Source organism: Pseudomonas sp. Bout1, assembly GCF_034314165.1.
GTDB lineage: Bacteria > Pseudomonadota > Gammaproteobacteria > Pseudomonadales > Pseudomonadaceae > Aquipseudomonas.
The window spans coordinates 1993640-2006064 of record NZ_JAVIWK010000001.1 but is presented as its reverse complement, the minus strand read 5'-3'; the positions used below and the strand labels follow the sequence as shown (position 1 = coordinate 2006064).

At 60.2% G+C, this 12425-nt stretch carries 7 protein-coding genes; 5 read left to right on the top strand and 2 right to left on the bottom strand.

Annotated elements, in window-relative coordinates; genetic code table 11:
* Positions 1-4: 4 nt before the first annotated feature.
* The gene (sthA, locus tag RGV33_RS09110) at positions 5-1399 is read right to left on the bottom strand and encodes a Si-specific NAD(P)(+) transhydrogenase (RefSeq protein ID WP_063032248.1); all 1395 of its coding nucleotides are present in this window, start codon (positions 1397-1399) and stop codon (positions 5-7) included.
* A 235-nt stretch (positions 1400-1634) separates the two neighbouring features.
* Here sthA and RGV33_RS09105 point away from each other — a divergent pair, with 235 nt between their 5' ends.
* Together RGV33_RS09105 and RGV33_RS09100 are read left to right on the top strand one after the other, a co-directional pair.
* Entirely contained in the window at positions 1635-2177 is a 543-nt protein-coding gene (locus tag RGV33_RS09105; protein WP_322143982.1) for a chalcone isomerase family protein, read from the top strand.
* A gap of 197 nt (positions 2178-2374) precedes the next feature.
* Positions 2375-3673: an MFS transporter gene (locus RGV33_RS09100; RefSeq protein ID WP_322143981.1), complete on the top strand. Its 1299-nt coding sequence runs from the start codon at positions 2375-2377 to the stop codon at positions 3671-3673.
* Positions 3674-3835: 162 nt separating this feature from the next.
* Here the strand turns inward: RGV33_RS09100 and RGV33_RS09095 are convergent, their stop codons facing one another.
* Positions 3836-5299, bottom strand: a complete 1464-nt coding sequence (locus tag RGV33_RS09095) for a glyceraldehyde-3-phosphate dehydrogenase (RefSeq protein ID WP_029616136.1) — start codon at positions 5297-5299, stop codon at positions 3836-3838.
* Between the two features lie 339 nt (positions 5300-5638).
* Between RGV33_RS09095 and mfd the strand changes: the two genes are divergently transcribed.
* The 3 genes from mfd to RGV33_RS09080 are packed head-to-tail and all read left to right on the top strand — an operon-like array spanning position 5639 to position 12357.
* Positions 5639-9076 (top strand): transcription-repair coupling factor, encoded by a 3438-nt coding sequence (gene mfd, locus RGV33_RS09090; RefSeq protein WP_322143980.1) that lies wholly within the window; start codon positions 5639-5641, stop codon positions 9074-9076.
* A gap of 11 nt (positions 9077-9087) precedes the next feature.
* A complete protein-coding gene (locus RGV33_RS09085; RefSeq protein WP_322143979.1) occupies positions 9088-9657 on the top strand; it encodes a CsiV family protein in 570 nt (189 codons plus the stop codon).
* 9 nt (positions 9658-9666) lie between these two features.
* The gene (locus RGV33_RS09080) at positions 9667-12357 is read left to right on the top strand and encodes a DEAD/DEAH box helicase (RefSeq protein ID WP_322143978.1); all 2691 of its coding nucleotides are present in this window, start codon (positions 9667-9669) and stop codon (positions 12355-12357) included.
* The last annotated feature ends 68 nt before the right edge of the window (positions 12358-12425 follow it).

The following is a 12425-nucleotide window of genomic DNA, read 5'->3' as shown; positions in this document are numbered from 1 at the left end:
CCGCTCAAAAAAGCCGGTTGAGACCGTCGTAGGCCGCTACCCGATAGGCTTCAGCCATGGTCGGGTAATTGAACGTGGTGTTGACGAAATACTTCAGGGTATTTTGTTCACCCGGCTGATTCATGATCGCCTGGCCGATGTGCACGATCTCCGACGCCTGATAGCCGAAGCAATGCACGCCGAGCACTTCGAGCGTTTCGCGGTGGAACAGGATCTTCAGCATGCCTTGCGGCTCACCGGCGATCTGCGCACGCGCCATGCTCTTGAAGAACGCCTTGCCGACTTCGTAAGGCACCTTGGCCTTGGTCAGTTCGTGCTCGTTCTTGCCGATCGAGCTGATCTCCGGAATGGTGTAGATCCCGGTCGGCACGTCGTTGACGTAGCGCCAGCTGCCGTTGTCGACAATGCTGCCCGCCGCAGAACGGCCCTGGTCGTGCGCGGCACTGGCCAGGCTTGGCCAGCCGATCACGTCACCGGCACCGTAGATGTTCGGTACGCAGGTGCGATAGTTCTCGTCCACTTCGATCTGGCCCCGGCTGTTGACCTTGACCCCGATATTTTCCATGCCCAGCTTGTCGGTGTTGCCAGTACGGCCGTTGCACCACAGCAAGGCGTCGGCCTTGATCTTCTTGCCGGATTTGAGGTGCAGGATCACACCGTTGTCCAGGCCTTCGACCCGTTCGTACTCTTCGTTGTGGCGCACGGTGATGTTGTTGTTGCTGAAGTGGTAACTCAACGCCTGGGAAATTTCCGAGTCGAGGAAGCTCAACAACTGGTCGCGGTTATCCACCAGCTCGACCAGTACACCCAGGCCACTGAAGATCGAGGCGTATTCACAGCCGATCACGCCGGCGCCGTAGATGATCAGTTTGCGTGGGGTGTGGCCCAGGCTGAGGATGGTGTCGCTATCGTAGATACGCGGGTGGTGAAAATCGATATCCGCCGGGCGATACGGGCGCGAGCCGGTGGCGATGATGATGTGCTTGGCCACCAGCTTCTCGACCACGCCGTTGGCGCAGACCACTTCGACGGTTTGCTCATCGGCAAAGCTACCGGTGCCGAAGAACAGGTCGACGCGGTTACGGGCATAGAAGCCGGTACGCGAGGCAACCTGTTTGGAAATGACTTTTTCAGCGCTCTTGAGCACGTCCGGGAACGAGAACCAGCGCGGCTCACCAATGGCCCGGAACATCGGGTTGGTGTTGAACTGCATGATCTGGCGCACCGAGTGACGCAAGGCCTTGGACGGGATGGTACCCAGGTGGGTGCAGTTACCGCCGACCTGGCGACGGCTATCGACCATCGCCACCTTGCGCCCTGCTTTGGCGGCGTTCATCGCCGCACCTTCTCCAGCTGGGCCGGAACCCAGTACCACCACGTCGTAGTTGTAGACAGCCATGCGTACTCCTCAGAACAGGCCAGGGCGCACGGTTGGACGCCTGGCTAAATCATGCCGCGGCCAGCGGTCATGAAGGATCAATGTGGCTCAAGTGTGTGAGCCGGGGCACAGTCTATAGAAGGCTCAACGTCGCGCACATTAACCCTTGGTCGCGTCGTAGGCCAGTTTTGCCTTTACTACACGGCGCTCGTTATTGAATTAACCTGTAGGCAAGCACCTTTCAGAGCGGGCCATTATGCGACATGTGGTTATTTGTTTATTACTGATGTTTTCGGTCCCGGTGTTGGCGAATGAGGCTGATCGCCTCAAACAAGCCGATTTTGCGGCGCAATCCCATCAACTGGTTCTGAAAAACCAGGCCGTCCTGACCTACCTATGGGCAGATGTGTATGCGGCGGCGCTGTTCGCCCAACCTGACCTGAGCGCCAAACAGGCCCTGGACCAGCAAAAAGACCTGCGCCTGGAGCTGTATTACTTTCGCGATATCGACCGCAACGATGTGATCAAGGCGGCGACGGCCACCCTTGAACGCCAGCAGAAAGCCACCGCCCTCGCCCGCCTGAAGCCCGAACTGGATCAATTGCACAAAAGCTTTCGCGATATCCGCAGCGGTGACCGTTATGCCCTGGATTTTCGGCCACAGCGCGGGTTGAGCCTGGAAATCAACGGCACGGTGGTTTTCAGCAGCCGCGATGACGCGCTGGCGAAGGCTTATCTCGGCATCTGGCTGGCACCGAAAGGCCTGTCCGACAGCCTGCGAAATACCCTCCTCAATTGATCGCTCCCGCATTGGACTTTTATCACCCGCAGCCCTGCGGCAATTTGCCAGCTTGCTATCGGTTTTTTGTTGCCTGTGGTGGCTTATACACATATCGTTACAAAACTGTTCAGCGCCAGCTTCGTGCCAGGGCTTTTAACAGCAAGGACGGTTGCGACCAGGGATTACTAATAAGATAGCCAAAATGAGTGCATGACATGTCCACCACAACGGGCAAGGGCAAGGCGATCTTTCGCGTTGTCAGCGGTAACTTCCTCGAGATGTTCGACTTCATGGTCTATGGCTTCTACGCCACGGCCATTGCCAAGACATTTTTCCCCACCGACAGCGCTTTCGCATCCCTGATGCTGTCCCTGGCGACCTTCGGTGCCGGGTTCCTGATGCGTCCGCTGGGCGCGATTTTCCTCGGCGCCTACATCGACCGTCACGGCCGTAAAAAGGGCTTGGTGATCACCCTGGCGATGATGGCTGCCGGTACCGTGTTGATCGCCTGTGTGCCCGGGTATGCCACCCTGGGCGTTGCGGCGCCGTTGATCGTGCTGTTCGGTCGCCTGCTGCAAGGCTTCTCCGCCGGTGTCGAGCTGGGCGGCGTGTCGGTGTACCTGGCGGAAATCGCCACACCGGGCCGCAAAGGCTTCTTTGTCAGTTGGCAGTCCGCCAGCCAGCAAGCGGCTGTGGTGTTCGCCGGCCTGCTGGGCGTGGGCCTGAACCACTGGCTCAGTCCGGAAGAAATGGGTGACTGGGGCTGGCGCGTGCCGTTCCTGATTGGTTGCCTGATCGTGCCGGTGATCTTCGTGATTCGTCGCTCCCTGGAAGAAACCCCGGAATTCCAGGCGCGTAAACACCGCCCTACCCTGCAGGAAATCATCCGTTCGATCGGTCAGAACTTCGGTATCGTTATCGCGGGCATGGCATTGGTGGTGATGACCACCGTGTCGTTTTACCTGATCACCGCCTATACCCCGACCTTCGGCAAGGCCGAATTGCACTTGTCGGATTTCGATGCGCTGCTGGTGACCGTGTGCGTGGGCATCTCGAACTTCATCTGGCTGCCGGTGATGGGCGCGGTGTCCGACAAGATCGGGCGTAAGCCCCTGCTGCTGGGGGCGACTATCCTGGCAATCCTCACCGCCTATCCGGCGCTGTCGTGGCTGGTGGCCAACCCGAGTTTCAGCCATCTGCTGATCGTGTTGCTCTGGCTGTCGTTCCTGTATGGCTCGTACAACGGCGCAATGGTTGTAGCGCTGACCGAAATCATGCCGGTAGAAGTACGCACCACGGGTTTCTCCCTGGCCTACAGCCTGGCGACAGCAACCTTCGGCGGCTTTACTCCAGCGGCCTGTACCTACCTGATCCACGTGCTGGACAACAAGGCAGCGCCGGGCATCTGGCTCAGCGGCGCGGCAGTACTGGGCTTGGTGGCCACACTGATCCTGTTCAAGGGCAACCGTCATGAGCTGCGTACCGCGCAGGCTTCGATAGTCGGCGGCGCTTGATAGATAGCTATCGCAGGCAAGCCAGCTCCCACAGTTGAATGTATTCACACATCAACATGTGGGAGCTGGCTTGCCTGCGATGAGGCCGGTACAAGCAACACAAAACCCAAAGACACAAAAAAGCCCCGAACCAGTCGGGGCTTTTTCATTTACTGCTGATGCTTAACGCGGGAATGCTGGCGGGTTAACCCCGGCCATGTCTTCCATCACACGAACCACCTGGCAGCTGTAACCGAATTCGTTGTCGTACCAAACGTACAGAACAACGCGGTTATCCTGGGTGATGGTTGCCTCGGCATCCACCACACCGGCGTGGCGCGAACCCACGAAGTCGGTGGAAACCACTTCCTGGGAATTGACGAAGTCGATTTGCTTATGCAGATCGGAGTGCAGCGCCATGTAGCGCAGGTACTCGTTCATCTCTTCACGGGTGGCGGCTTTCTCAAGGTTCAGGTTGAGAATGGCCATCGACACGTTCGGCGTCGGAACACGAATCGCGTTGCCAGTCAGCTTGCCGGCCAGCTCGGGCAGAGCCTTGGCAGCAGCGGTGGCAGCACCGGTCTCGGTGATCACCATGTTCAGCGCGGCGCTACGGCCACGGCGATCGCCCTTATGGAAGTTGTCGATCAGGTTCTGGTCGTTGGTGTACGAGTGAACCGTTTCAACGTGACCGTTAACGATGCCGAACTTGTCGTTCACCGCTTTCAGCACCGGCACGATGGCGTTGGTGGTGCAGGAAGCAGCAGACACGATCTTGTCGTCAGCGGTGATTTCGCCGTGGTTGATGCCGTGCACGATGTTCTTCAGCTTGCCCTTGCCAGGCGCCGTCAAAACAACGCGGTCGATACCCGGGCAAGCCAGATGCTGGCCCAGGCCTTCGGCGTCGCGCCATACACCGGTGTTGTCCACCAGCAGGGCGTCCTTGATGCCGTACTGGGTGTAATCCACCTCGGCCGGGTTCTTCGCGTAGATCACCTGGATCAGGTTACCGTTGGCGGTGATGGTGTTGTTTTCTTCGTCGATGACGATGGTGCCGTTGAACGGACCGTGTACCGAGTCACGACGCAAGAGGCTTGCGCGTTTGGTCAGGTCGTTTTCTGCACCTTTGCGAACCACGATGGCACGCAGGCGCAGGCCGTCGCCGCCACCGGTTTTTTCGATCAGGATGCGTGCCAGCAGACGGCCGATACGACCGAAGCCGTACAGCACCACGTCGGTGCCTTTGCGGGCAGCAGCGTTTTGCTGGCCAACCACATCGGCCATTTCTTCACGGACGAACTGCTCGGCGGTGCGGCCAGCGCCTTCCTTGCGGAATTTGTAAGCCAGCTTGCCCAGGTCTACCGAAGCCGCGCCGAGCTTGAGCTCGCTCATGGCTTTAAGCAGGGGGAATGTTTCGTGGACGGAGAGTTCGCTGTCGTCGGCGGAACGATGGCGAGCAAAGCGATGAGCCTTGAGAATCGCGATGACTGATTGGTTGATCAGGCTGCGGCCATAGATCGAGCTCACCACATTGTTATTGCGGTATAGCTGACCGATAAGCGGAATCATCGCTTCAGCGAGTGCTTCACGGTCGATCCATTCACCAAGACACTGGTCGGGCTTCTGAGTCACGGGAACCTTCCACATGTAGGGGCAGAAAAAAGGGGCTACATTATGCCGCCCGACCGCCCCCGGAGCAATGCGCGCCCAGCAACAAAACCTCTTGCAAAAAAATATCGCCGCGCTGGAGCCCAGTAAATACGTGGCTTTCAGGGCACCCCCTGTTGGACCAATGTGACAAAGTGTCCGTAACCCTCCGAAACATACGCCGATTTCGGCACTACATAATGAGTCAAAAGGCGCCTTTGTTTGTCTTAGCCACTACATTTCCTACAAACCGTAATAGGCTCAGTCAGCAACTGACAGGCGGCACCCGGGGCCGTTACAATTACCGACTTTGTCGCAACGCTTGGAGCTCAACCTTCCGTGCCCGTTCTGCGTCTACCGATTCTCCCTGCTGCGGCAGGTAAACAGCACTGGGGCAACCTGCCCGGTGCCGCCCTCAGCCTGGCTATCGCCGAGGCTGCCAGCGCTGCCAAGCGCTTTACCCTGCTGCTCACCGCCGACAGCCAAAGTGCCGAGCGGTTGGAACAGGAGCTGAGTTTCTTCGCCCCCGATTTGCCGGTACTGCATTTCCCGGACTGGGAAACCCTGCCCTACGATCTGTTCTCGCCGCACCAGGACATCATTTCCCAGCGCATCGCCAGCCTGTACCGCTTGCCGGAACTGGCCCACGGCGTGCTGGTGGTACCGATCACCACGGCCTTGCACCGCCTGGCGCCGACCAAGTTCCTGCTGGGCAGCAGCCTGGTGCTGGACATTGGCCAGAAGCTCGACGTGGAACAGATGCGCACCCGGCTTGAAGCCAGTGGTTATCGGGTGTACGAGCACGGTGAGTTCGCGGTGCGTGGTGCGTTGATCGACCTGTTCCCGATGGGCAGCAAACTGCCGTACCGGATCGACCTGTTCGACGACGAAATTGAAACCCTGCGCACCTTCGATCCGGAAAACCAGCGCTCCATCGACAAGGTGCAGTCGATCAAGCTGCTGCCGGCCCGGGAATTCCCGTTGCAAAAAGACGCGGTCACACGCTTCAAGGCGCGTTTCCGCGAACGTTTTGATGTGGACTTCCGTCGTTGCCCGATCTTTCAGGATTTAAGCAGCGGGATTACCCCCGCCGGTATCGAGTACTACCTGCCACTGTTCTTCGACGAAACCTCCACGTTGTTCGACTACCTGCCCCAAGACACCCAGGTGTTCTCGCTGCCAGGCATCGAACAGGCGGCGGAGAACTTCTGGAATGACGTGCGCAACCGTTATGAAGAACGCCGCGTCGACCCGTCGCGCCCTTTATTGCCACCGGCCGAATTGTTCCTGCCGGTGGAAGACTGCTTCGCACGCCTGAAGCACTGGCCTCGCGTAGTCGCCAGCCAGCAGGACGTGGATACAGGTGCCGGCCGCGAGCGCTTCCCGGCGCAAGCGCTGCCGAACCTGGCGATTGAAGCCAAGGCCAGTCAGCCGCTGGAAGCGCTGTCGAAATTCCTCGGTGACTTCCCCGGCCGCGTGTTGTTTACCGCCGAGTCCGCCGGGCGCCGCGAGGTGCTGCTGGAACTGCTGGAACGTCTCAAGTTGCGCCCGAAAACCGTCGACAGTTGGCCGGACTTTGTCGCAAGCAAGCACCGCCTGGCGATCACCATCGCGCCGCTGAACGAAGGTCTGCTGCTGGATGACCCGGCCCTGGCCTTGATTGCCGAGAGCCCGCTGTTCGGCCAACGCGTGATGCAGCGTCGTCGTCGCGAAAAACGCGCCGACGCCAACAACGATGCGGTGATCAAGAACCTCACCGAACTGCGCGAAGGCGCGCCGGTGGTGCATATCGACCACGGTGTGGGTCGCTACCTGGGCCTGCAGACCCTGGAGATCGACAACCAGGTGGCTGAATTCCTCACCATGGAATACGCCGAGGGCGCCAAGCTCTACGTGCCCGTGGCCAACCTGCACCTGATCGCCCGCTACACCGGCAGCGACGACGCACTCGCGCCATTGCACCGCCTGGGCTCCGAGACCTGGCAGAAAGCCAAGCGCAAGGCCGCCGAACAGGTACGCGATGTGGCCGCCGAGCTGCTCGACATTTATGCCCGCCGTGCCGCGCGCGAAGGTTATGCGTTTGCCGACCCAAAAGCCGACTACGCGACCTTCAGCGCCGGCTTCGCCTTCGAAGAAACCCCGGACCAGCAAACCACTATCGACGCGGTGCGGGCCGACATGCTGGCGCCCAAGCCTATGGACCGCCTGGTGTGCGGCGACGTGGGCTTCGGCAAGACCGAAGTGGCGATGCGCGCCGCCTTTATTGCGGTGCATGGCGGCCGGCAGGTGGCGATCCTGGTGCCGACCACCCTGCTCGCCCAACAGCACTACAACAGCTTCCGCGACCGCTTTGCCGACTGGCCGGTGACCGTAGAAGTGATGAGCCGCTTCAAGTCGGCCAAGGAAGTGAACGCGGCCATCGCCGACCTGGCGCAAGGCAAGATCGACATCGTCATCGGCACGCACAAGTTGCTGTCGGACGATGTGAAGATCAAAAACCTGGGGCTGGTGATCATCGACGAAGAGCACCGCTTCGGTGTGCGTCAAAAAGAACAGCTGAAAAACCTACGCAGCGAAGTCGACATCCTGACCCTCACCGCCACGCCGATTCCGCGCACGCTGAACATGGCGGTGTCGGGCATGCGCGACCTGTCGATCATCGCCACGCCACCGGCGCGCCGCTTGTCGGTGCGTACCTTCGTCATGGAGCAGAACAAAAGCACGGTCAAGGAAGCCCTGCTGCGGGAGTTGCTGCGTGGCGGCCAGGTGTACTACCTGCACAACGATGTAAAAACCATCGAGAAATGCGCCGCCGACCTCGCCGAACTGGTGCCGGAAGCCCGGATCGCCATCGGCCACGGGCAGATGCGCGAGCGCGAACTCGAACAGGTAATGAGCGACTTCTACCACAAGCGCTTCAACGTGCTGATCGCCTCGACCATCATCGAGACCGGCATCGACGTGCCCAGCGCCAACACCATCATCATCGAGCGCGCCGACAAGTTCGGCCTGGCGCAGTTGCACCAGTTGCGCGGCCGAGTCGGGCGCAGCCACCACCAGGCGTATGCCTATTTGCTGACGCCACCGCGCCAGCAGATCACCTCCGACGCCGAGAAGCGCCTGGAAGCGATCGCCAACACCCAGGACCTCGGCGCCGGCTTTGTGCTGGCCACCAACGACCTGGAAATCCGCGGCGCCGGCGAATTGCTGGGCGACGGCCAGAGCGGGCAGATCCAGGCGGTGGGTTTCACTCTTTATATGGAGATGCTCGAACGGGCGGTCAAAGCCATCCGCAAGGGCGAGCAACCAAACCTCGACCAACCACTGGGTGGCGGCCCGGAAATCAACCTGCGCTTGCCGGCGTTGATTCCCGAAGACTACCTGCCCGATGTGCACGCGCGGCTGATTCTGTACAAACGAATCGCCTCGGCCTCCGACGAAGAAGGCCTCAAGGACCTGCAGGTGGAGATGATCGACCGCTTCGGCCTGCTGCCGGAACCGACCAAGAACCTGGTGCGCCTGACCCTGCTGAAATTGCAGGCCGAACAGCTTGGTATAAAGAAAGTCGATGCCGGGCCGCAAGGCGGGCGTATCGAGTTCGAAGCACAGACGCCGGTGGACCCATTGGTGCTGATCAAGCTGATTCAGGGCCAACCCAATCGCTACAAGTTCGAAGGGGCTACGCTGTTCAAATTCATGGTGCCGATGGAACGCGCCGAAGAACGCTTTAATACACTGGAGGCGCTGTTTGAGCGCCTCATCCCGAAATCTGCTTGAAGGACGCCCCAATGCGCCTGTTCCGCATTTTGAGCTTGTTGTTGGTGGTCGTTGCCCCTTCGGCGTTCGCCGACAGCCCGTACCTGGTGGAGATGATCCTGGTGCGCCAGAACGCCGAGCCGGTGATCAACAGCCGTGCAGCGCCAGAAAACTGGGACGCCGGCGCGCCACGCCTGCCGGCCGACAAAATGAGCCCGCCGCGACTGGGCAACATCGTCGAAAAACTCAATGCCGACAATAGCTACACGGTGTTGCTGCACCGCACGTGGGAACAAAACCTCGGTGAGCAGCCGGTCAAGCTGGCGATCAGTGACGGCACGGAACAGTTCGGCCAGTTCCCGATTGAAGGCACCCTGAGCCTGCAGCTTGGGCGCTTTACCGATATCGACGCAGACTTCTGGGTCAACCAGTTCGACGCCAACGGCAGCGTGATTGCCAGTGAGCACCTCAGCCAGCAAGACGTGCGCACCAAGAACAACCAGCTCAACTACCTGGACGGCGGCCACCTCGCCCTGTTGATCAAGATCACTTCGCTGACCGCCAAACCGCCCAGCGCACCGCCGCCCGACGTCCAGGACTGATCCAGCACCATGCCCCTGACGTCATCGTTGACCAAACCCCTGGCCCCTTCGTGGGCCAATCGCTTTAAAGAGCAAAGCCTTGAGCGCGGCCGGCGCTACGCCCTGGAAAACCGTGTACGCATTGTGGAGTCCGGCGACAGCACCATCATTGCCAGCTGCGAAGGCTCGGGCGGCAATGTGTACCGCCAGACCATCTCCCTGCGCGAATCCGCCAAAGGCGCGTTGATCCTGGTAGACAGCCGCTGCACCTGCCCCGTGCACACCAACTGCAAACACATCGCCGCCGTGCTGCTCAAGGTCCAGGAAACCCTGGCCTACCCGGCGGCGGCCCAAGATGCCGAGTTGCTGGAGAGACTCCAGGCGGTGCTGGATAACCGCGTGGTACTGCCGCAAGTGGTGATGGAAGACGTACAGCCGGTACCACGTTTGTGGCTGGCGAGTATCGAGTTCAGCGCCTTTGAGCCGCGCAACGGCAAGATGCAGCGTTATATCCAGCACCGGGCGGCGTTGTCCTTTAACTACCTGGGCAACTACGTCAGCGGCCAGAAGAACGCCGACATCATCGTGCGCCAGGAGCAGCAGAGCCTGCGGATCAAGCGCCACCCCGAGCTGGAGCAACAGTTTCGCGAACAACTGCGGCTGCTGGGCTTCAAGATCGCCACGCGCCAGAGCAAGGCCCTGCCGGAAAGCGCCGGCGAGCTGTTCGAGATGGTCAATGACAGCGCCTGGCTGAACTTCACCCTGAATGCCTCCCCTACCCTGCGCGCCCAAGGCTGGGAATTGCAGATCGATGAGGATTTCGGTTTCGACCTGAGCGCCGTCGACGACTGGTACGCCAGTGTCGACGAAGTGCCGGAACGTGACTGGTTCGACCTGGAACTGGGGATCATCGTCAACGGCGAACGCCTGAGTTTGCTGCCGATCCTGTTGAACCTGATGCGCTCCCACACCGAGATCCTCAACCCGGAAAAACTCGCCCGGCGCCGCGATGACGAGTTGATTTTGGTGAACATTCCAGGCCTGCCCAACGGCCATGGTCCATTGCAAGTGGCGCTGCCCTACGGCCGGCTGAAACCGGTGCTGGCGACCCTGGGCGAGTTCTACCTGCAAGAGCCAGGCACTACCGCGCTGCGCCTGGCCAAGGCCGACGCCATTCGCCTCAACCCGCTGGAAGACCTGCCACTGCAATGGGAAGGCGGCGAAAAGATCCGCAACTTCGCCCAGCGCCTGCGGGACATCAAGGATTTCAGCTGCGAAGCGCCCGAAGGTTTGAACGCGACATTGCGCCCTTATCAGCTGGAAGGCCTGAGCTGGATGCAGTCGCTGCGCCAGCTCGACGTCGGCGGGATTCTCGCGGATGACATGGGCCTGGGCAAAACCCTGCAAACCCTGGCGCATATTCTGAGCGAGAAAATCGCCGGGCGCCTGGACCGGCCGTGCATGGTGGTGATGCCCACCAGCCTGATCCCGAACTGGCTCGATGAAGCGGCGCACTTCACGCCGCAGCTCAAAGTACTGGCGCTGTATGGCGCCGGGCGTAAGAAACATTTCCAACAGTTGCAGGACTACGACCTGCTGCTGACCACCTACGCCCTGCTGCCCAAAGACATCGAGCAACTGGCCGCCCTGCCCTTGCACGTGTTGATCCTCGACGAAGCGCAGTACGTCAAGAACCCCAACAGCAAGGCGGCCCAGGCGGCCCGCGAACTGAATGCCCGCCAGCGCCTGTGCCTCAGCGGTACGCCGCTGGAAAACCACTTGGGCGAGCTGTGGTCGCTGTTCCACTTCCTGCTGCCGGGTTGGCTGGGGGACGTAAAAAGCTTCAACCGCGATTACCGCGTACCGATCGAAAAGCGCGGCAGCGACGTGCGATTGCAGCACCTCAATGGTCGGATCAAGCCGTTCCTGCTGCGCCGTACCAAGGAACAGGTGGCGACGGAATTGCCGCCCAAGACCGAGATCATCCACTGGGTTGACCTCAATGAAGCCCAACGCGATGTGTACGAAACCATGCGCCTGGCGATGGACAAGAAAGTCCGCGACGAGATCACCCGCAAGGGCGTGGCCCGCAGCCAGATCATCATCCTGGAAGCGCTGCTCAAGCTGCGCCAGGTGTGCTGTGATTTGCGCTTGGTCAATGATGCAACGTTGCCGGCCAAGGGCAGCAGCTCGGGCAAGCTCGACAGTTTGCTGGAGATGCTGGAGGAGTTGTTTGCCGAAGGGCGCAGGATTCTACTGTTTTCCCAGTTCACCTCGATGTTGAGCCTGATCGAAGCCGAATTGAAAAAACGCGGCGTGGCCTACGCACTGCTGACCGGGCAAACCCGGGATCGGCGCACGCCGGTGAAGGACTTCCAGAGCGGCAAACTGCAGATTTTTCTGATCAGCCTGAAGGCAGGCGGTGTCGGGCTTAACCTGACGGAAGCAGACACGGTGATTCACTACGACCCGTGGTGGAACCCGGCCACCGAAAACCAGGCGACCGACCGTGCGTATCGCATTGGCCAGGAGAAGCCGGTATTCGTCTACAAGATGATTGCCCGGGGCACCGTGGAAGAGAAAATCCAGCATTTGCAGAAGGAAAAATCTGATCTGGCGGCGGGCGTTCTGGATGGGCGCACGACGGGGGATTGGAAGCTGGGGAATGAGGACATTGAGGCGTTGTTTGCGCCGCTGCCGCACAAGCAAGAGAAGCGCTGACTTTAAGACCGCTATCGCGGGCAAGCCCGCTCCCACACCTGGAATGCATTTCCCTGTGGGAGCTGGCT